The organism is Anaerolineales bacterium (assembly GCA_037382465.1).
In the GTDB taxonomy this organism is placed as follows: Bacteria; Chloroflexota; Anaerolineae; order Anaerolineales; family E44-bin32; genus WVZH01.
In genome coordinates this window covers 1-19,673 of record JARRPX010000003.1, presented here as the reverse complement: position 1 = coordinate 19,673, position 19,673 = coordinate 1, and the positions used below count along the sequence as shown (strand labels likewise).

Genomic DNA, 19,673 nt, shown 5'->3' with positions numbered 1-19,673 from the left:
ACGATTCCAAAAGGTGGAGGATCGCAGCAATGACAGAATCCGCATCCGAGGCTTTAAGCATCTTGCGTGACGGAAGCCTATTTCAATGGTACGTCATTCCGCTGTTTGCCCTCGTCGTCTACGTCTACGCCGTCGAGGTGGAAAGAAGAAATTGGAGTCTGATTTTTGCAGGATTGGCGTTTTGGGGGATGGATTGGTTCAACGAAATCTGGAACGGATTGGTATTTCACTTCACCCAAAAAGCCCCGGTATGGGGAGCGCCCGGTCAGACGGCCTATTTGATCTTGATCGGCTTGAACATCGAAATCTGCTTCATGTTCGCCATCGCCGGCATCACCTTTTCGAAAATGCTTCCGCCCGACAAGCGCATGAAAGTCCTGGGGATTCCCAATCGGATTGCGATGGCGATTTTTGGATCGGCGTTTTGTGTCTTCGTCGAGCTGCTGCTGCACAGCACCGGAGCGCTTACCTGGGACTATTCCTGGTGGAACGCGAGTGCGCCATGGTTGATCTTCCTGATCGGATATCTGCCCTTCTTTTTGGTGTCCTTCTGGGTGTTCGACATGGAGCGGCTTCGCAAACAGGCGATCACGGTAGGGACGATCTTCGCAGTGGACATCGCGGGATTGATCCTTTTCATGGGCATCTTGAACTGGATCTGACCCACGGGATCAGGCAGGTGTCGCACCACCGATGTTGAAACGGCTTGGCAGCGTCTCGATATTTCACGTGATCCTCGCAGGGATCGGCTGCGGCTTTTCGGTCCTGGCCATTTTCGTGGTCACGTTCTTGCTGTTCGTCTCTCCCTTTGGTGCATCCGGGCGCGGCGAGGTGACCATCCAGGTCGAACCGTATCTCACAAACATCGCCACCGACACGTCCACGTCGTTCCCGACCGAAAGCGCCACAGTGCCGGCCACCGAAACCCACCGGGTGGCGCCGCCAACGGGAAAGATCGTCTACACCTGCTTCCTGGAAGGGTATGATCACATCTGCATCATGGATGCGGACGGCGCCAACCAGCGCCGTTTGACGAGCGTGGAGGCCACGGATTTCTACGCCTCGCTTACGCCAGATGGCTCGTACGTTCTGTTCTCTTCGAGGCGTTTGGAAGGATTTCAAATTTACCGCATGGACATCGAAGGTGAAAATCTCGAGCGCCTCACGGAGGGGCTGGGGAGCCTTTATGCGCCTTCGATGTCGCCGGACGGAGCCACGATCGTTTTCGTCAGCGAAAGAGAGAGGAGCCAGAGTATCTGGGTGATGGACAGCGACGGCGGCAATCCGCGAGTCGTCACGGATAGTGACTGGGACGACATCGATCCGGAGTGGTCGCCGGACGGGACGATGATTTCGTTCGCTTCCAATCGATCGGGCTCGCGGCAGCTCTACGTGATGAACGCCGACGGCACCGATATCCGAAAAGTCACCCCGGACCTGCCGAACATGGGTGGACGGAACGACTGGTCACCCGACGGGAAAATGCTGACGTTCTATGCCGGCCCTCGCCCGGATCGAGACATTTATTTGATCGACGTCGATGGAGAGAATTTGCGCCAGCTTACGGACGGTGGCGATAATCTGGGACCCTCCTTCTCCCCCGACGGGAATTGGATCACCTTCACATCGTATCGGGATGGCAACAACGAAATCTACATCATGAACGTCTACGGCGGTCAGGTGACCCGTCTTACCGAAAACGCGTGGCCGGAATGGCAGCCTCGTTGGGGGCCGTGAAGTCCTCGTCAGGTCTTTAACGGCTGCATCTGTTCTGCTAGAATCAGGTGAGCTTCCAGGAGTGGAGAAGAGCATGATGATAACGGGTGCGTTCACTTTCGTCTTACATTCGCATATCCCCTACACCCGCCAGGCAGGCCGCTGGCCGCATGGCGAAGAATGGATCCACGAGGCGACTGCGGAAAGCTACATTCCGCTGCTCGATGCGCTCAACGATCTGCATTCGAAAGGCATTCCCGCCCGTCTGACGCTGACTCTCACGCCGGTCTTGCTCGAACAACTGGCCGATAAAGACGTGCAGGCGAACTTCGTCAGCTACCTGGACGAGAAGATCGACGCGGCTTCTCAAGATGTTGGACGGTTTGACGCCGCGGGCAACGACGACATGCGTGCGCTGGCGAAGATGTATCGGGATTTATACGCGGGTATCCGCGACCGTTTCCTGCACAAGTACGGACGGGATTTAATCCAAGCCTTTCGCCACCTGCAAAACCAGCGGTTGATCGAGATTGCCACCTGTGCTGCGACCCACGGCTATCTGCCGCTGCTCGAACGTGACGAATCGATCAATTTGCAGCTCCGCACGGCCGTCGAAAGCTACAAACGGCATTTCGGCCGGGCACCTCGGACGATTTGGCTGCCCGAATGCGCCTACCGGCCTGGCTACATCACGCCGGACGGCCGGACGCGTCCCGGGATCGAAAGCTTTCTGGAACGCCACGACCTGCGTCTCTTTTTCGCCGAGACGCACATGATCGAAGGCGGGCGGCCGGTCGGCGTCGCTGCCGGAGATGCCATCGGGCCTTATCAGTCCGTGACACGCCGCTATCTCGTACCGGCGACCGAATTCGAAGCCGCGGAAGCGGCGACGACGTTCCTGCCTTATCTCGTGGGGCGTTCCAACGTAGCGGTGTTGGGGCGCAACAATCAAACGGGTTTGCAGGTGTGGAGCGGGGAGTGGGGATACCCCGGCGATTACGACTATCGAGAGTTTCACAAGAAAGACAGCAGCTCTGGAATGCAGTACTGGCGCATCACGGGCGCGAATGCCGATCTGGCCGACAAGGAAATTTATCGACCCGAGGTTGCGTCGGGCAAAGTGAGGCAGCACGCCGAACATTTCACCCATCTGGTGGAGCAGATCCTCGGTGAATTCAACCACGACAGCGGTCGGTATGGGATCGTGTGCTCGAATTACGATACGGAGCTGTTCGGGCATTGGTGGTTCGAAGGCGTGGAATGGCTGCGCCAGGTCTTGCATCATCTGGCGGAATCCGAAAGTGTGGAATTGACCACCGCCTCGTCCTATCTCAACGCGCATCCTCCGCAGACGTCTCTCGAATTGGCGGAGGGCTCCTGGGGAGCCGGCGGGACGCATTTTGTCTGGAACAATGCGGACACGGCGTGGATGTGGCCGATCATTCACGAGTCGGAAGACCGCATGTTGGCCGCCGTCGAGACTCATCCAAAGGCGCGCGGCGTGAAACGTAAAATCCTCGATCAGGCGGCGCGCGAATTGCTGCTGCTGCAGTCCTCCGATTGGCCCTTTCTCGTCACGACGGGACAGGCGAACGAATATGCCATCGAACGCTTTCAGGGGCACGTCGAACGCTTCAATCTGCTTCTCGATTCCCTGGAATGCGAAAATCCGGATGGGGAGGAAGCCGAAAGACTGTGGGAGCGAGATAAGATCTTTCCGGAAATCGACTACCGTTGGTTTCAACCATGAAGGTTCTCTTCCTCGCTGCAGAGGCGACTCCATTCGTCAAGGTCGGAGGCCTGGCGGACGTCGCCGGTGAATTGCCGCGTGCACTGACGGCGCTCGGTGTTGACGTTCGCCTGTGTTTGCCCTTCTATCCTTCAATTCGCGATGCGGGCTTCGACGTTCGTCCCGTCCTCGATCTGCGCGTCCGGCACAAGGAGGGGGAGACGCCCGTCTCCGTCCATCAACTCGAACGGCAGGGCCTATGCGTCGATCTGATCGACTCCGAGCCCGTCCGGAGCGACACTTCCGTTTATGGAAACACGCGCCAGGAAGGGATGAAATTCACGCTCACTTCACTGGCGGCTTTGCAGACCTGCCGGGCCTTGGACTGGAAACCCGATGTCGTGCATGCGAACGATTGGCATACCGCAGCGGCAATCGTCTGGCTGATCCGAAATCGTGAACGCGGCTCCTTCTGGCGGGACGCGATCGGCCTCTTCAGCATTCACAACCTGGCCTACATGGGAGCCGGAACGGAGGACGCGCTCACGGAATACGGCCTGCCTCCCGTGGAAGACACTCGACTTCCGGATTGGGCGCGCCACACGCCGCTGGCGATGGCATTATCGCAGGCGGATTGGCTGTCGACGGTAAGCCCGAGTTACGCAGGCGAGATCCAGACCGCCGAATTTGGTTACGGATTGGAAATCCTTCTGCGTGCGCGACGGAACCGACTGGTGGGAATCGTAAACGGCATCGATACCCAGGTCTGGAACCCCGCGCTCGACGAAGCGCTGCCGGTGAATTTTTCGGCCGAGGACCTGGCCCCACGAGTTGAGGTGAAGCGTGCCCTCCAGGAGCAGCTCGGTCTTGAGGTTGACGAAACCGTTCCCCTGCTCGGCATGGTGACTCGTCTGGATCAGCAGAAGGGTGTCGATCTGGCGCTGGAAGCACTTGAGACGCTCGGGGACGAATCCTGGCAGTTCGTTTTGTTAGGCACGGGATCGGAAGCGTACGAGCGTCAGGCGCTGGACTTTGCGGAGGCTCTTCATGAGCGAGCGCGTGTGATTCTGCGTTTCGATGCGGCGCTGGCGCGCAGGATCTACGCCGGATGTGACATGCTGCTCGTTCCCTCCCGATACGAACCATGCGGACTGACGCAGTTGATTGCCATGCGATACGGCTGCGTTCCCATCGTGCGCGAGACCGGCGGTCTGAAAGACACCGTCACGCCATACAGCGGCGATCGTGGCACGGGCTTCCTCTTCAAAGCTGCCGATTCGCAGTCCCTGGCAGCGGCCGTTCGAGAGACGCTCGCGACCTACCGGGATTCAGCCAATTGGAGGCGTCTGCAGTTGCGCTGTATGGCGCAGGACCATTCCTGGCAAAACACAGCCAGAGCGTACCTCCAGCTTTACGAGCGAGCTCTGGCGGACCGATCCCATGCGTAATGAGGTTCCAAGGAAGATGGAACGCGCCGGCGGCATCTTGCTGCATCCGATTTCACTGCCCTCATCCTGCGGGATTGGCGATTTGGGGTCGGCAGCAAATCGCTGGTTGGCGTGGTTGGGTGAATCCGGCTGTGGCTTGTGGCAGATGCTGCCCCTGGGTCCGCCAGGATACAGCGAATCGCCATATCAGAGCTATTCGTCCTTCGCCGGGAATCCGCTGCTCATCAGCCTGGATGGCCTGGTCGAAGATGGTTTGCTTGCGCAGCAAGATTTAGATCACGTGCCCGATTTTCCGCCCGATCGGATCGCCTACAACGATGTGATGGCGTTCAAGTATTCTGCTCTCGATCTCGCGGCTGAACGGTTTTTCGGCGGCGCGAACGAATCTTTGATACAGGTCTACGAAACCTACGAGAATGAAAACAGGGATTGGTTGGACGACTTCGCGCTGTTTATGGCACTCAAGGAAGCACACGACGGGTTGCCCTGGACGTCCTGGGAAACAGAGTTGGCCGCGCGCCGCCCCGATGCGATTGGGCGAGCGGCGGAAGAGATGGCATCCTCCCTGGATAAGTACCGTTTCCATCAATTCGTCTTTTCCCGGCAGTGGCAGTCCGTCCGCCAGCGTGCACGGGCCAGCGGCGTGGAGTTGATCGGCGATCTGCCTATCTACGTGGCTCACGACAGCGTGGATACCTGGGTGCATCCGGAGTTGTTTCAACTGGATGCGAATGGAATGCCGACTTATGTCGCCGGTGTGCCCCCGGACTATTTTTCTCCCACCGGACAACGCTGGGGAAACCCGCTTTACCGCTGGGAGAAGATGCAGGCGAATGGATTCCACTGGTGGATCCGTCGCTTTCGGGCCGTGCTCCGCTGGGTGGATCTGGTCCGCTTCGATCATTTCCTGGGTCTCAACCGCTACTGGCAGATACCGGCGGCCAACTTGACGGCAGAGCAGGGAACCTGGCAGCCCGCTCCGGGAGAGGAATTGCTGGACAAGCTTCAGGATGCGTTAGGTGGTTTGCCGATCATCGTGGAAGATTTGGGCCTCGTCACCCCGGAGGTGGAAGCGCTGCGCGATCGTTTCGGGTTACCGGGCATGAAGATCCTGCAGTTCGCCTTCGACGGCGATTCCGAAAATCCTTTCCTGCCCGATCGCTATCCGTCGAATTGTGTGGCCTACACGGGCACCCACGACAACGATACTGCGCGCGGCTGGTACGAAAATGCACCGGAACAAATTCGCGATCGTTTTCGGCGTTATACTGGAAGTGACGGAACGCACGTAGCCTGGGACATGATTCGCGCTCTCTGGCGTTCCAAAGCCGATCGTACGTTGGCGCAGATGCAGGATCTGCTGGAGTTGGGCAACGAGGCGCGCATGAATGTTCCGGGAACGAGTTCGGGAAATTGGCGTTGGCGCATGCAGGAGAGCCAGTTGACCCTGCAGCTCGCCGAAAAGCTGCGTGCATTGAATGAAACAACAGACCGTATGAGGGGATGAAGAGGGCCGTAAAGGAAAGGCTCCCGTTTATTGATCCATACGGCGCGTCGAGTCCACCTCATTTCAACGGCCTTGACCCTATGGAATGGAGAGAAACGATATGATCATCGGCGTTTTGAGTGACAGTCACGATAATATCTGGAAACTCGATCAGGCGCTGCCGCACTTACGGCAAGCGGACGTCGTACTCCATTGCGGTGATTTATGCGCGCCCTTCATGGTAACCCGTTTGGGGCAGGGGCTGCCCCAGGTGCCGATCCACATCGTCTGGGGAAACAACGACGGGGATACGTATCTCATCGCGCAGAAAGCGAGTGCCTTCCCGGCGATCACCCTGCACGGGGCGCTGGCGGAAGTCGAATTGGATGGTCTGGTCGTGGCCGTGAACCACTACCCCGAGATCGCTCGTGGCCTGGCGTTGTCCGCGGCCTACGATCTCGTCTGTTACGGGCATGATCACACCGCCAACGAGGAGATGCTCGGTGATTGTGTGCTGCTCAATCCCGGTGAGTTGATGGGTATGAACGGCCGCAGTTCGATCGCCCTCGTAGATTCCACGTCGAGAAAAGTGCGCTTCGTCGATCTGTAAAACCTGCCGACCGTACGGCAAGAATTGCGATCTGACTTCAACCTCGAGCGCCACTTCACCTGGCAGATATTACCGATTCGCGGCGTCAATTCGAGCTGGTTCGATCGCTCGAACCTTTTCATCGATCCAGCGACGATTTGCATCGCACGATTTGCGGTAGATCGATTTTGTCGGCAGGACGATGGACGTGGCGTGCTGTCTCTCGGAGGAGTAGAAGTATCGTTCGCCAATTCCCAAAATCCGCAAGATTCGGGTGGAACATCGCAGTCGTTTCGAGTATGCTGTAGCCATGAATGAGTGGATCGTCGAACAATCGGATCACTATAAAATCGTCGAGAATGCTATCGAATATCTGGAACGCAATTTTCGACGTCAGCCCAGCCTGGATGAGATCGCGGCAAGCGTGAACTTGAGCAAGTTCCATTTCCAGCGCTTGTTCAAACGCTGGGCGGGCGTGACGCCGAATCAGTTCTTGCGCTTTCTTACGCTCGAATATGCCAAAGGACGATTGCGCGAATCACACAGCGTCTTCGATGCGGCGCAGGATGCGGGACTGTCCGGAGCGAGCCGCCTGCACGACCTTTTCGTCACTTACGAAGCCATGACCCCGGGCGCGTACAAGCAGTTGGGCAAGGGCCTGGATATCTCTTTCGCTTTCCTTCCCACACCGTTTGGCGAATGCTTGCTGGCAGCGACGGAACGGGGGATTTGCGCGCTGCAGTTCCCGACCCGGGATGACCACGAAGCGAGTCTCGAGGAATTGAAGCGCGAGTGGCCGCAGGCTGAATTCGTCGAGGACCGACACGGACTGGCGCCCGTCGCCCAAAGGATCTTCGCACCAATGCAGGTGGATGAATCCAGGAAGCTACATCTTCTGCTCAAGGGGACCAATTTCCAGATCCATGTCTGGCGGGCGCTGCTGGCGATTCCGAGCGGCGCGATGGTGACCTATCAAGACGTGGCGGTTTTTATATCCAACCCGTCTGCCACACGAGCAGTGGGGAATGCGGTCGCACACAATCCGATCAGCTACATCATTCCCTGCCACCGCGTCATCCGCAAGGTCGGCGAAATCCACAATTACCGCTGGAGCGTGGCGCGTAAAAAGGCCATGTTGGGATGGGAAGCGAGTCGGCTGGAAAGTGCAGCGGTTCGAGCCTAGGCTTATAGCGCCGGTCTTTTACCCCATCACGACCTCGACGCGATTCTCCTCCCCCAGTTTATCCGCCGGCAGCAGATTGTCATGCAGTGCGGATCCGTTGAGTGTCATCGACTTGACCCCTCGGCAGACGCTGTCCGGATTCTTGACTTCGATCTTGACCGTCTTGCCGCGGAAGCGACGGGTCGCTTTAAATCCCTCCCACGAACCGGGAATACAGGGATCGATGCGCAGTCCGTCGGCTTCCGGCCGAATGCCCAGAATGTACTGCGTCATACTGAAGTAGAACCAGGCCGCTGCGCCCGTGAGCCAGGAAGTGCGGGTGTTGCCAGCCCGGGGCGAGAACACGGAGTACGTGGTTTGCGCTTGAACGTAGGGCTCGCTCTGGCGGATTTCAGCCCGCTCGTTGTAACTCGCCGGCATGCATGCTCGCAGGTACTCGTAGGCACGGTCTCCATTCCCCAGCATGCACTCCGCCATGATGCCCCAACCCTGCGTGTGGTGGAAGATACCGGCATTTTCCTTGATGCCCGGGTTGAAGACGATGGCGCGCATGACGTCGATGGTCGTATGGACAAACGGCGGCGCGCAGAGCATGAGACCGTGCGGCGTGGCCAGATGTTCCTTCACGGACTGCATGCAGCGAGTCGCTTGCTCCGGCGTGGCGGCATCACTGATGACGGACCAAACCTGTGTGTTGAAGTAGATCTGGCCTTCCTCGAATTCGTGGGTGCCGTACACCTTGCCTTGATCGTCGATGGCCCAGATGAACCAGTCGCCGTCCCAGGCACAGGCCTGTATCTTCTTGTCCAATGCATCGCGTTGGTCGAGCGCCCATTCACTTTCGTCTCGTTTGCCCAGTTTCTCGGCGATCTCGGCATAAATCGTCAGCCCCAGACGTACCTGAAAGGCGACGAAGAGACTCTCGCCCTGGTATCCCAGGTGCAGGCAGTCGTTCCAGTCTGCCGCCAATCCACAGGGAAGTCCGTTCCTGCCGGTGCGTTCGAGGTTGAATTCCAGGGCGCGGCGCAGGTGGCCGAAGACGGTGTCTTCACCCCGATCGGCGTAGGGCAGCACCTCGTCGTAAAAAGCGACGTCGCCGGTTTCGGCAACGTAAGCCGGGACGACGTTGAAGAACCACAGGCAATCGTCTGAGCGGAATTCCTCACCGGGTGGAGCATCTTCATTTCCGGGGCGATGTTCGAACGGCTTGATCAACGGCATGGCGCCGCCGTTAAATACCTGGCCCGTGAGCATCAATTTCAACCGCTCCCGGGCTTCTTGTGGGATGGCGGCGATCACGCCGAGGATGTCCTGGACAGAATCTCGGAAACCCAACCCGTCGCGCTCGCCGTTGTAGACCAGGCTGGCGGCGCGGGACCAGGCAAACGTAACCAGACAGTTGTACAATCCCCAGACGTTGACCGAATGATTCAAGCTTTCGTCCGGCGTATCCACTTCCAATGAACCGAGTTTCGAGTGCCAATTGCGCTTCAACCGCTGAAGTTCTTCGTCGGCGCGTTCGAGCGAACCGAATTCCGCGAGTGCCTGTTTGCCGAAGGATTTCGCATCGCCAATGCCCAGCATGACGAGCAGCTCCTGGCTTTCACCAGGCGTGAGACTCAAATTCGTTTGCAGGCCACCACAGGCATTGTCGCCGTAGGCATTGCTGTTGCTGCACTCGCCCTTTTCGACGACGATCGGGTTATGGTAGGCACGATAGGGGCCGAGAAACGCCTCTCGACTGGCATCGTAGCCTTCGAGCGGCGCCCCGACGAGGGTCATCCAGGTCAGGGTGGAGTAGCCATCCTCAAGACTGAGTTCTTCGTTGGCGGGAAGATTGTCGTGAATGGCGATTCGCAGCATGCCGTCCTCGAGTTCCCCGCGCACGATGAAAAGGGAGTACTGCAGATTGACGCGGTCCTGCCACGTAATCCACTGATTGGTAAACTCGCAAAACGAGAAAATCGAAAGTTCCCGCGGCCGATCGCTCTCGTTGGTCACCTTCAAGCGCCAGTATTCGAATGCCTGCCCCAATGGGACGAAGTACGTCGACTCGGTTGCGATTCCCGCATACTTCGATTCGATCGTGGTATACGCCGTTCCGTGGCGGCAGGTCGTTTCATACTGGTCAAGGGGTTTCCCCACGGGCTGCCAGGACGCCGACCAGAAATCCCCACTGTCATGGTCACGCAGGTAAAAGTATCGACCCGGTTGATCCATCGGGATGCTGTTGAAACGCAAGCGTAAAAAGCGTCCGCGCGCACCGGAGCGGAAGAAACCATAACCGCCGGCGTTGTTGGTGATGATCGCCCCATACTCTGTCGATCCCAAATAATTGCTCCAGGACTGCGGGGTGTCGGGACGGGTGATGACGTATTCCTTGGCCTTGTCGTCGAAGTAACCGTATTGCATTGAGAACTCCTTCAGAGGTGATTTATCAGCCGTGGCAGTTCATAGTTCGTTGGCGAGCTGATCCAGCATTCCCAGACCCAGTTCTTCCGCACTGTATGCGGCCCGGAGGGCGTCGATCGCTCGACTGCGGCGCGCATCGTCCTCGAGATGCATCGCCTGTTCTTGTTCGCTAACCCCCAAAAATGGGAAAAGGTCCGCCACGAGGCGAAGCTTTTCTGCAACGATCTCGTAATGGCCGATCGCGGCTTCGATCGTATCCGTATGACGTTCATCCAACTTCGATTTGGCCTGTACCAAGAAAGCAGGCGCGTTCTGCCTGCACTCCGACCAGACGGCCGCGTTGTAAGCCGCGCCGCCGTTACCTCGTTTCTCTTCCAAACTGGCGATCCAGAGTTGGTATCCTTCCAATCCCGTGGCGTAGCCGGGAAAGGTCCATTTCTCTGAATGTCTGGCGTGGTCTTGCGCGAAGCACAATGCTTCACAAATGGCGGCCTTCGGATCGGCCGCTTCAGCCGATTCGATGATCGAGACGTTCAGCCAGCCGATTCCGGTGTCGGCGAGTTTGTCCCACGGCAGCGGTCCACAGCCGTCGTCGCAAAGCGGGCCATTGAAATAATAGCCGGTTTCGTCGTATCCATGGATCACGTAAAATTCCGGGATTTTGAGTTCCCATGCGCAGCAGGGTTTTCCCTGATCGATGGCTTGACGGACTTCCTGCCAGGCCGTTTCCCGTTTGCCGGTGAAATCCGGCTGGGATTTATAGGCGCTGACCTGGCGGATCTTACAGCCGGTATTCTGACAAAGTTGAGTCATGTGCTCGGTCTTCCATGCCGTTGGTCCGCTGGGGCAGAGTTCCTCGTGAATGTTGATCACGAAGGCATGGCCGGAAATACCGAACAGCCAGGCGTCTGACACCGGCACGCCCAGGTAATCGAGGCAGCCCTGCAGGCAACCGAGCTGCGAGACCCATTTTGGTTTCCAACGAAGTCCATTCAGTGTTTGCATAAATCGTTGCTTTCCAGTTTTTCAATGCGAGCGGTGGATCGGTCTATAAGGAGTCGAGGATTCAATCATTCTCCAATAGTTCGATGACTGCACCGAATTGCGCTTGCCCGTCCAGGTACGCGTATCGCCCCCCTTCGAATTCGCCGCGCTGCACGAGAGTCATTTCATGACCGCCGAGGTCGGTTAAAATCCCATCGATGTCATCCACCTCGAAGGCGATGTGGTGCAGGCTTGGCCCGTGTTCGTCGAGATGGTCCTTCCAGGTGCTCTTTCCCTCGACGGGCTCGATCAACTCCAACATGATGGGACCGATTTGGAAGAAAGTCAGTTTGGCGCGGGCCGTCGATGATTCTCCTTTGTACTCGGTTCGCGCCACTTCTACTGGAGCGGTGATGATGATCTCGGGCTTCGCCACACCGAGTGCGCCGGCCCACGCCAGCGCCGCCTTTTCGATGTCGTCGACCACGAGTCCGATTTGGGTTATCGGCTTGTCCTTTAGCAAAGCCTCGTTCATCACGCCTCCAATCCTATGTACTTCCTATATCCATACGAGGGGTTCAAACCATCCGCTATTTCCATTCGAACCCTAGCGCATTGAGGAAGGCGCGCGCCAGAATCATGTGTCCAACCAGATTGACATGAATGTGATCTTCGGCCAGTGATTTGGCGGCGCGGATTCTCATCACCCGGTCAAACTCAGCCTGGGTGTCGACCAGTATCACTTTTTGCTCTTCCGCGATCTCGCGCACCGCATCACTATATTGGTCCATCATGGAGCGCATGCGATCGGCGCGGTCGGCATGAATGTAATAGGGCGTCATCACCACCAGACCCTGGAGGGAATCTTTCGTCGTGCTCACCAATTCTTTCAATTGGTTCGTATATTCCTGGAGGGAAACGTGTGTTTCACCCCCGGACTAGAAGTCGATCGAACGCCAGACGTCATTGATTCCGATGAAGATCGAAAGCCATTCCGGATACCAGGCGAGGACGTCGCGCTCCCAGCGAACGGCGAGATCGGCTACCGTATCGTTGGCTTCACCCACGTTGACGATGTTCAATCGTTACGTCGGGTCGCTGGCAGTGATTATGGCATCGACCAGGCTGACGTAGCCGTTTCCGAGTGCCTCCGGCGTGTCTTCGACCGCCGGGTGGGCACGACCGCAGTCGGTGATCGAATCCCCGATGAATACCAGGCGACTGCCGGGGGGAATGTTCATGATGGCTAACCTCCTTAATGATGAAAACGGATTTCTACTCGAAACTGTACTTCAAGCCGACTTCGGCGCGAATGGCGTCCATCAATTCTATATTTGCCAGAGTATCTGCGTGCGTCATACCGGGGCTCTCCAGCAGTCCGGTACGAATGCAGCGCATCGCTTCTTCGATCTCGTACTCGAAGCCTGTGGCTCGAAACGACTCGTGTAAGGTGTCCCGATGTTCTCCCCGGATCAGCGTGGCTTCAGTGGCGCACCAGAAGTTGGGATGGATGCGGATTCGTCCTTCAGTTCCGTAAATCACAAAGTCGTTGACGCCGTCCACGAGAAAGCTGCAAGTGAACTGTGAGATTCGTTCGTCAGGATAGACCATCGTGGCTGCGGTCAGCGCATCGACGTCGGTTTCGGAAAGGATGCTGCGGGTACTGAACGATTGGGGATTGCCGCTGAACACCCATTGCGAGACTGCGATGTTGTATACGCCGATGTCCAGTAATGCCCCGCCCGCCAATTCGTGATTCCAGGTGCGGTGTTTGGGATCGTCCGGTGCACGAAAACAGAAGATGGAATCGAGCAGCTTCAATTCTCCGATCTGTTTTTCGTCCAACCAGCGCCGTATCTGGGTGTAGATTGGAAGGTAGCGCGTCCATAGCGCTTCCATGAGGAACACATTGCGGGATTTCGCGGTATCGATGAGATGCTTTGCGTCACGGGCGTTGACCGTCAGCGGCTTCTCGCACAGCACGGGCTTGCCGGCTTCCAGGCACAGCATGGTTTGGTCGTGGTGAAAGGGGTGCGGTGTGGCGATGTAGATGCCATCTACGTCGTCGTCCTCGACCAGGGCTTCGTAGGACGCATAGCTTTTCGGCGCTCCGTATTCCTGTGCGAATTCTGCAGCGCGGCCTGAACTACGACTGGCTACGGCAAAGAGTTGTCCGCCGTCGATTACGTCCAAAGCTTTGGCAAAATTGTGGGCGATGTTTCCCGGTCCAATCACGCCCCAACGAAACATTGATGTGGACATTGGCCCTCCCATGTCTCTCTATTCTACTTTCATCAAACGAATGCGCAAGAAAATCAGCAAGTTCTGCAGTGTAGACTTTTCGATGGATGCGTTTTCGACGAAGCTCGATCGCCCTGCAATCTCCAGGATTTCATCCTTGCTGAAGAGATGCAGTCCTACCCTGTCACCCCGGCGCAACGCGAATCTGTTCAAGTTGACGGCCATTAGCACGTGCTTGACGCGCAGCTGACGAGGTCGAAAGTTCCGTCGTCGTACGAGGTCATTTCGATGCTGCCGACGGTAATATCATTCTCTGGGGGATTGATCGAGTCTATCTTAGCTGCGGAACGAGATCAAGCATTCACGACGGAGAGCGAAGGCGATCGCTATAACTGCGGTTTAGCGGGCAAGGACAAGCGCAGGTCGTTGATGCCGCTGCTCGCCAGCGACCATTCACCCCGCACCGCGTATCGAGTCAGGCGAATGATCGCCTGGGCATATCCGAACAGTTGTCGATCCCCGGTGTTGTAGAGGCTGGCTTCGGCGTTGGCGCCGATCTGGCTGATCTGCGCCAGCTCTTCTGGTGTAAAGATGCCGTCATCCAGCGCGTCCTGAAAGGCCTGCACGAAATCGTGCGCCTGAACGAATGCTTCCACACGATTGTCCGCTACCTGGCCGGATTGAGGTTGGATGTTCATGTAATGGGTTTCACGACGTTCGATTTGGGTCAGGACCGTTTCCTGCCAGGCGGAGATTCTCGGATCGAGCTCGATCGTCGTCCATGCTGCCTCGAACTGGTCCAATGCATCACCATCGGTTGCGCCACCTGAATCGAAGCCGAACTTTAAAGCGGCGATCGAGCTGAGTGCGCTTTTTACTTCATCTTCAATTTGCATTATTTGGCTGCCGGCTTCCGGGGAAAGGGCGCTGAAGCGTTCGACATATACCTGGATGGCTTGCTCGAACTCGGAATGCAGCGATTCGACGGCCTGTACCAGGTCGAGCAGATCGCTCGCGACATCTTTCGGCAATTCACCGGCGGAAACGGCGTTCCTTGCTGCGGCGATCACGGACTTGACGGCTGCATCCAATTGGTCTGCGTTTTCGACGATCAGGGCAGCCAGGTCGGTTTCGCTCTCATCCGTGTATTCGACGGCAGGCGTGGGCGTCGGATTCGCCTCGGTGGTCTTTTGACCAGCCGCTGATGAGCCGGTCGCCGCGTTCGGTCCGACCGCACAGGCGGAAAGGAAGGCAAGCAGGATGATCGTTTTCCACGTTTTGGCGAAAATCCCTCGGCTCATCTTGATCCTTTTTCCGGTATTTGAATTGACCGGTTCCATCCACAGCCACATTCTTTTCACCGTCCCGCTGTCCCAGATCACAGGCCTTCTATGTCTCGCAGAAGAGCGGCGAACCATTAAAGAATTGTACCCAAGAGAGAGCGTGCTCCTGGGCAATTCGCCGGGGCAGGGCGGTTGTTTCACAACCTTCGCGCCCTCGGATCGTGATGGATCGATGCGTCGTCGGCGTAATCTTTCGGGCGGCTCGTGGGTCGTGGGATTCCCTTTTCGATGGAATCTCAGGGTGCCGTAGTCTCCGTCGGCGTGGCCGTCGAGGTGGGTGTTTCCGATGCGGGGAGCTGGGTTCCTGTCGGAGTCGGAGTCGATGTATTGCCCTCGCCGACGATGATGAGTACATACACTTCGTCGCCGAAGAACGTTCCGTTCGTGGTGGTCATTCTCCAATTTCCCTGATAGCTTCCGGCGTCGCTCGGGGCCGTCATCACGATGGAGAGGTCGGTCTCTTCGCCGGGGGGAACGGTCTTGTCCAACGTGAGCGCAGCGCCTCCCATCGCGTCACCGTAGGTGGGTTTGAATTTAAACCCGATTTCCCAATTGCAGGAGCCTGAATTGCGCACGCGCCAGGTCTTGGTGAAAATTTCTCCCGGGGTCATGGTCGTGTTGTCGGGCACGGTGACGTCCGATACGAATGCCAAGCGGTAGCAAGACGCCGTAGGAAGCGTATCTCCGCCCTGCGTCGGAGATGCCGAAAGCGTATTCGTGGGTCCGAGTGTATTTGTAGCTGTGGGCGTTGCAGAAGGTGTGTCGGTAGGCATCGCCAACGCCGTCTGCGTCAGGCCGGCGGAGAAGGTGGCCACGGCCAGCGTTTGAATTTGTTCAGACTGCATTGCGGGGGTGGCAATCTCATCGCCGGAACCACAAGCGTTTAACAGCATGCTGCCCAGCAAAACCAGACCGATCAGTGAGCGACGGATAGCGTCCTTTTTCAATTTCGTTTCTCCTTTGACCATCAAGCACCGTTGCTTTCGGTTTTCTCGGTGGTACCATCGGGAAGTTTTCGAGCGGAATCTACCGGAAAGTGCCGTGTGCATTCAAAGAAAATGAGTCAGGGACGAGATTGGAATGAGGATCGATTTGCAGGGAATGAGTCTACCGCATATGTAATTAGCCTTCAAGCGCCAATCGTTTCGGGAAATTGACGGTTGGCCGATCGCCCATTTCGAGCGATCCGTTATGGTGGAATTCCGCATGCCTGGCCGAAGTTGGTGTATCATCATACTCGTGAGCCGGTGACCAAATTTGCTTGTTCGGATTCGTTCTCATGATCAAGACCGATCTCATTCTGATCGAAGGCGTGCCATGCTCCGGGAAATCCAGCACTGCGGAGAAACTGGCGAGAGACATCTCGGCACGGGGGATCCGCTGTAACTGCTATCTCGAGTGGTCCGAGGACAATCCAATTTCCATCGGACAGATGGAAGACCTGGCCGTAATCATCGCTTCGACGAAGTCACGTCAGGCGGATGTGTTCCGGCAGTGGCGGGACTTCGTCGAAAGAGCGGCGGGGCATGAGGAGGTCAACATCATCGAAAGCCGCTTGTGGCAAACACACGGCATGTATCTCTATCTGTCCGGCCATTCGGAGCAAGATATCCTTGAAAGTGCCCGTCGATTGAATTCGATAATTGCTGCGCTGGATCCTGTCCTCATCTATCTGGCGCCGGCAGACGTCGCCCGACTGCACGCACGGATCGCGGAAGAGAAGAACAGATCCTGGCGGCAATCGGGCAGGGAGGGCTCGTGGGAGGTTTGGGGGAACGCAATCTACGAACGGCAGGAGTGGTTTACACGCCGTTCTTTGACTTCGGCGGCGATGGCGAAATTCTTCGAGGAGTGGACGTCCATCGCCGAGCGTCTCTTCGAACGGTATCCGTTTCGCAAGATCAAAATTCGCGATCCACAAACGGATTGGGAACGATCGCTCGATGACCTGCGGGCATTTCTAGAACTCGACCGTGGATGAAACGAGAGAAATCGATGTATATCGATGCCCACGTACACTTTGATTTATACGAAAAGATCGACGAAAACGCTCTGGGCTTGTTTTATCAAACACTTCCGCTGGGATATTTCATGATTACAAATGACTTGAAAAAAGTCCATCAAGATAACAGACAATAACAAAGGATGGACATCGGATGTGAGCAAAGCTTTATCTGATAATTCCGGGAAAGTTGAAACAGAAAGACTGCTGCTGCGTGCCTATCAGGCGGGAGATGGCGCCATGCTGTACGCTGCCGGCTTGCGCAATCAGGATCATCTGTCCGAGTTCGAATCGGGCAACGTTTTGATGTCCCTGAAAGATGAGAAACATGCGGAGGCAGTCGTCAGAGAATTGGGGGAGAAATGGGCGGCGTGTGAATGTTTCTTCATCGGGTTGTTTGAGAAAACGACAAACGAGTGGGTCGGACAGGTGTACGTCGGACCGACCGATTGGGAACTGCCGGAATTCACGCTTGGATATGTCGCCGACGTGCATCACGAGGGGAAAGGATACATCTCCGAAGCGGTCCGCCGCGTTCTAAAGATGCTGTTCGAGGATTTGGACGCACACCGGGTGTGCAGCGGATGTGACGAAAACAACCTGCGCAGTGTTAACGTGTTAGAACGCTGTGGTTTCAGGCGAGAGGCGCATTTGCGGGAGAACAAGCGGAACACCGACGGGAGCTATCACGGAGATTACCTGTATGCGATGCTGCGCCAGGAGTATTTTCCGCGTTGATGCAGGCCGTCGTCTCGAGGATGTTCGCGTCGTGCAGACCAGGCTGTTGGTCGGGCTTGGATGTAGGATCTTCTCCAAATTTGTATAGTCCGGGTTGGATGAAAAGGAGAATCCAGCATGGTTGAAATCATCTGGCAGTTCGTCGTCAGGGAAGAATGTCGGGGCCAATTCGAACTGGCGTATGGTCCTGGCGGCGCATGGAGCAAGCTGTTCTCCGACTCGCCGGGATTCCGCGGCACCGCATTGTTGCGTGACGAAAACGATCCAAAGCGCTACCTGACCGTTGATATGTGGGACTCCGTCGGCCAGCGGGAACGATGGCTGTTCGAACGCAAGGACGAATACACGAAAATGGATGCCACCTTCTCGGAATGGACCGAGTCGGAGATGGAGCTGGGGACGTTCCGGGTGCTGGCTGAGGGCACGGTGCGGCCACGAGGTGGCGCTCGACGGAGTAGGCATTAGCCTGAATGAAGCAGCCCAAATGAAATGCTGGTGTAGAATGAATCCCATCCATCTCAAAATTGCCTACATCGGCGGTGGAAGCCGCACTCTATAATATCGATATGGAATCCGCGCGTCTCAACGAAGAATTGGGCAATTGGATGCAGACGCAGGCGGGCGTTGTGTCGCGCTGGCGGTATTTCGCCGTAGCAACGTTAGAAGAAGCGCTGCGGGATGCAGATTTTGTCATTATTTCCATCCAGCCAGGTCCCCTGGAGTTAATGGCGGATGAGATCGGGCTAGTCGAACAATATGGGCTCTTTCTTCCCGTTGGCGACACCACCGGCGCGCCGGGCTTGATCCGTGGACTCCGTTCCTAATTTACAATGTTTTTGCCGAAGCAATCGCGAGAATCTGTCCGGATGCCTGGGTGATGAATTACACCAACCCGATGAGCGTCTGCACGCGAACTCTCACTCGCGTGGCCCCCGAGTTGAAGGTCTTCGGTTGTTGTCATGAGGTATTTGGAACCCAGGAGCTTTTAGCGCAGATTGCCCGGCAATTCCTGAACATCGAGACACCCACACGTAACGAGATCAGAGTCAATGTGTTGGGGATCAACCACTTCACCTGGGTGGATTCTGCGAGATATCAGGAGTACGACCTACTCGATATATTGAAGCAATATCTGCAACAGCCCGGAATCCTGCGTAAATATACCCTGGCGGAGGTTGAAAGCTGGAATGACTGGTTCCAAAGCGCTGAACAGGTCAAGTTCACCCTTTTCCAACGTTATGGGATTCTCGCAGCGGCTGGCGATCGTCACCTCGTCGAATTTTTACCGGGCTTTATTCGTTCTCCTGAAACCTTATTTGAATGGGGCGTTATCTGCACGCCTGTCTCTTGGCGTATCGAACGCCGGAAAAATGCCCCGCAAAGGACCCGTGAATTGATCGATGGCGTCATACCTTTTGTGTTGGAGCGCTCGGGTGAAGATGGGGTTAACGTGATCCGGGCGCTGCTCGGATTGGGCGATTTTGTTACGAACGTCAATATGGGAAACGCCGGGCAGATCACCAACGCACCTCTGGGCGCCGCGGTAGAGACCAATGCTTACTTCAGCCGAGGGAGCATCCGCCCATTCGTGCGGGCACGCTTCCGGCGGGAATTTCAGCGCTGATCAACCAACACATTGCCAACCAGGAAATGGTCATCGAATCTGGCCTGACGGGCAAAGTGGATCCGGGTTTCCAGGCGTTCTTCAACGATCCGACCAATTCACTTCCCATCGATGTTTCCTGGGAACTCTTCGACAAGATGTTGAGATTGACTCAAAAGTATCTACCGTTTGGGGTGGG

General features: G+C 56.7%; 22 protein-coding genes. 12 read left to right on the top strand and 10 right to left on the bottom strand.

Annotation, left to right across the window (positions count from 1 at the left end; all coding sequences use genetic code 11):
• Positions 1–29: 29 nt before the first annotated feature.
• From P8Z34_01785 to P8Z34_01755, 7 genes are all read left to right on the top strand, one after another.
• Positions 30–662 carry a hypothetical protein gene (locus P8Z34_01785; GenBank protein ID MEJ2549395.1) on the top strand — a complete coding sequence of 211 codons (633 nt, stop codon included), beginning with the start codon at positions 30–32 and terminating at the stop codon, positions 660–662.
• A gap of 31 nt (positions 663–693) precedes the next feature.
• The gene (locus tag P8Z34_01780; GenBank protein ID MEJ2549394.1) at positions 694–1,737 is read left to right on the top strand and encodes a DPP IV N-terminal domain-containing protein; all 1,044 of its coding nucleotides are present in this window, start codon (positions 694–696) and stop codon (positions 1,735–1,737) included.
• A 73-nt stretch (positions 1,738–1,810) separates the two neighbouring features.
• Complete coding sequence (locus tag P8Z34_01775) at positions 1,811–3,466, top strand: DUF1957 domain-containing protein (GenBank protein ID MEJ2549393.1); 1,656 nt, start codon at positions 1,811–1,813, stop codon at positions 3,464–3,466.
• The gene (locus P8Z34_01770) at positions 3,463–4,893 is read left to right on the top strand and encodes a glycogen/starch synthase (protein ID MEJ2549392.1); all 1,431 of its coding nucleotides are present in this window, start codon (positions 3,463–3,465) and stop codon (positions 4,891–4,893) included. Before P8Z34_01775 ends, P8Z34_01770 begins: the two co-directional genes overlap by 4 nt.
• A 16-nt stretch (positions 4,894–4,909) precedes the next feature.
• A complete protein-coding gene (gene malQ, locus P8Z34_01765) occupies positions 4,910–6,400 on the top strand; it encodes a 4-alpha-glucanotransferase (GenBank protein ID MEJ2549391.1) in 1,491 nt (496 codons plus the stop codon).
• A gap of 100 nt (positions 6,401–6,500) precedes the next feature.
• On the top strand, positions 6,501–6,989 hold the full coding sequence (locus P8Z34_01760; GenBank protein ID MEJ2549390.1) for a YfcE family phosphodiesterase: 489 nt from the start codon (positions 6,501–6,503) through the stop codon (positions 6,987–6,989).
• A gap of 289 nt (positions 6,990–7,278) precedes the next feature.
• Positions 7,279–8,151 carry a methylated-DNA--[protein]-cysteine S-methyltransferase gene (locus P8Z34_01755; protein ID MEJ2549389.1) on the top strand — a complete coding sequence of 291 codons (873 nt, stop codon included), beginning with the start codon at positions 7,279–7,281 and terminating at the stop codon, positions 8,149–8,151.
• Between the two features lie 18 nt (positions 8,152–8,169).
• Here the strand turns inward: P8Z34_01755 and P8Z34_01750 are convergent, their stop codons facing one another.
• The 10 genes from P8Z34_01750 to P8Z34_01705 all read right to left on the bottom strand — a co-directional run bounded on the left by P8Z34_01750 (position 8,170) and on the right by P8Z34_01705 (position 16,078).
• Complete coding sequence (locus tag P8Z34_01750; protein ID MEJ2549388.1) at positions 8,170–10,563, bottom strand: hypothetical protein; 2,394 nt, start codon at positions 10,561–10,563, stop codon at positions 8,170–8,172.
• A 39-nt stretch (positions 10,564–10,602) separates the two neighbouring features.
• Entirely contained in the window at positions 10,603–11,568 is a 966-nt protein-coding gene (locus P8Z34_01745) for a hypothetical protein (GenBank protein MEJ2549387.1), read from the bottom strand.
• 61 nt (positions 11,569–11,629) lie between these two features.
• Positions 11,630–12,082, bottom strand: coding sequence for a VOC family protein (locus tag P8Z34_01740; GenBank protein ID MEJ2549386.1), 453 nt, complete (start codon positions 12,080–12,082; stop codon positions 11,630–11,632).
• A gap of 55 nt (positions 12,083–12,137) precedes the next feature.
• Positions 12,138–12,440, bottom strand: coding sequence for a hypothetical protein (locus P8Z34_01735; GenBank protein ID MEJ2549385.1), 303 nt, complete (start codon positions 12,438–12,440; stop codon positions 12,138–12,140).
• A gap of 45 nt (positions 12,441–12,485) precedes the next feature.
• On the bottom strand, positions 12,486–12,629 hold the full coding sequence (locus tag P8Z34_01730) for a hypothetical protein (GenBank protein ID MEJ2549384.1): 144 nt from the start codon (positions 12,627–12,629) through the stop codon (positions 12,486–12,488).
• Between the two features lie 3 nt (positions 12,630–12,632).
• Complete coding sequence (locus P8Z34_01725) at positions 12,633–12,788, bottom strand: hypothetical protein (GenBank protein ID MEJ2549383.1); 156 nt, start codon at positions 12,786–12,788, stop codon at positions 12,633–12,635.
• 34 nt (positions 12,789–12,822) lie between these two features.
• Complete coding sequence (locus P8Z34_01720; protein ID MEJ2549382.1) at positions 12,823–13,809, bottom strand: Gfo/Idh/MocA family oxidoreductase; 987 nt, start codon at positions 13,807–13,809, stop codon at positions 12,823–12,825.
• An 18-nt stretch (positions 13,810–13,827) separates the two neighbouring features.
• Positions 13,828–14,001 carry a hypothetical protein gene (locus P8Z34_01715; GenBank protein MEJ2549381.1) on the bottom strand — a complete coding sequence of 58 codons (174 nt, stop codon included), beginning with the start codon at positions 13,999–14,001 and terminating at the stop codon, positions 13,828–13,830.
• Positions 14,002–14,174: 173 nt separating this feature from the next.
• The gene (locus P8Z34_01710) at positions 14,175–15,089 is read right to left on the bottom strand and encodes a hypothetical protein (GenBank protein ID MEJ2549380.1); all 915 of its coding nucleotides are present in this window, start codon (positions 15,087–15,089) and stop codon (positions 14,175–14,177) included.
• Positions 15,090–15,367: 278 nt separating this feature from the next.
• The gene (locus tag P8Z34_01705) at positions 15,368–16,078 is read right to left on the bottom strand and encodes an NBR1-Ig-like domain-containing protein (protein ID MEJ2549379.1); all 711 of its coding nucleotides are present in this window, start codon (positions 16,076–16,078) and stop codon (positions 15,368–15,370) included.
• 332 nt (positions 16,079–16,410) lie between these two features.
• Between P8Z34_01705 and P8Z34_01700 the strand changes: the two genes are divergently transcribed.
• The 5 genes from P8Z34_01700 to P8Z34_01680 all read left to right on the top strand — a co-directional run bounded on the left by P8Z34_01700 (position 16,411) and on the right by P8Z34_01680 (position 19,495).
• Positions 16,411–17,112: a hypothetical protein gene (locus tag P8Z34_01700; protein ID MEJ2549378.1), complete on the top strand. Its 702-nt coding sequence runs from the start codon at positions 16,411–16,413 to the stop codon at positions 17,110–17,112.
• Between the two features lie 177 nt (positions 17,113–17,289).
• On the top strand, positions 17,290–17,871 hold the full coding sequence (locus tag P8Z34_01695) for a GNAT family protein (GenBank protein MEJ2549377.1): 582 nt from the start codon (positions 17,290–17,292) through the stop codon (positions 17,869–17,871).
• Between the two features lie 117 nt (positions 17,872–17,988).
• Positions 17,989–18,336 (top strand): hypothetical protein, encoded by a 348-nt coding sequence (locus P8Z34_01690; protein MEJ2549376.1) that lies wholly within the window; start codon positions 17,989–17,991, stop codon positions 18,334–18,336.
• Between the two features lie 74 nt (positions 18,337–18,410).
• Positions 18,411–18,695, top strand: coding sequence for a hypothetical protein (locus tag P8Z34_01685; protein MEJ2549375.1), 285 nt, complete (start codon positions 18,411–18,413; stop codon positions 18,693–18,695).
• 23 nt (positions 18,696–18,718) lie between these two features.
• Entirely contained in the window at positions 18,719–19,495 is a 777-nt protein-coding gene (locus P8Z34_01680; protein MEJ2549374.1) for a hypothetical protein, read from the top strand.
• Positions 19,496–19,673 lie beyond the last annotated feature (178 nt).

Excerpts from the sequence above, each read along its gene's own strand:
- P8Z34_01785 (MEJ2549395.1), top strand. The coding sequence starts at position 30 with ATGACAGAATCCGCATCCGAGGCTTTAAGCATCTTGCGTGACGGAAGC.
- P8Z34_01780 (MEJ2549394.1), top strand. The coding sequence starts at position 694 with ATGTTGAAACGGCTTGGCAGCGTCTCGATATTTCACGTGATCCTCGCA.
- P8Z34_01775 (MEJ2549393.1), top strand. The coding sequence starts at position 1,811 with ATGATGATAACGGGTGCGTTCACTTTCGTCTTACATTCGCATATCCCC.
- P8Z34_01770 (MEJ2549392.1), top strand. The coding sequence starts at position 3,463 with ATGAAGGTTCTCTTCCTCGCTGCAGAGGCGACTCCATTCGTCAAGGTC.
- malQ (MEJ2549391.1), top strand. The coding sequence starts at position 4,910 with ATGGAACGCGCCGGCGGCATCTTGCTGCATCCGATTTCACTGCCCTCA.
- P8Z34_01760 (MEJ2549390.1), top strand. The coding sequence starts at position 6,501 with ATGATCATCGGCGTTTTGAGTGACAGTCACGATAATATCTGGAAACTC.
- P8Z34_01755 (MEJ2549389.1), top strand. The coding sequence starts at position 7,279 with ATGAATGAGTGGATCGTCGAACAATCGGATCACTATAAAATCGTCGAG.
- P8Z34_01750 (MEJ2549388.1), bottom strand. The coding sequence starts at position 10,563 with ATGCAATACGGTTACTTCGACGACAAGGCCAAGGAATACGTCATCACC.
- P8Z34_01745 (MEJ2549387.1), bottom strand. The coding sequence starts at position 11,568 with ATGCAAACACTGAATGGACTTCGTTGGAAACCAAAATGGGTCTCGCAG.
- P8Z34_01740 (MEJ2549386.1), bottom strand. The coding sequence starts at position 12,082 with ATGAACGAGGCTTTGCTAAAGGACAAGCCGATAACCCAAATCGGACTC.
- P8Z34_01725 (MEJ2549383.1), bottom strand. The coding sequence starts at position 12,788 with ATGAACATTCCCCCCGGCAGTCGCCTGGTATTCATCGGGGATTCGATC.
- P8Z34_01720 (MEJ2549382.1), bottom strand. The coding sequence starts at position 13,809 with ATGTCCACATCAATGTTTCGTTGGGGCGTGATTGGACCGGGAAACATC.
- P8Z34_01710 (MEJ2549380.1), bottom strand. The coding sequence starts at position 15,089 with ATGAGCCGAGGGATTTTCGCCAAAACGTGGAAAACGATCATCCTGCTT.
- P8Z34_01700 (MEJ2549378.1), top strand. The coding sequence starts at position 16,411 with ATGATCAAGACCGATCTCATTCTGATCGAAGGCGTGCCATGCTCCGGG.
- P8Z34_01690 (MEJ2549376.1), top strand. The coding sequence starts at position 17,989 with ATGGTTGAAATCATCTGGCAGTTCGTCGTCAGGGAAGAATGTCGGGGC.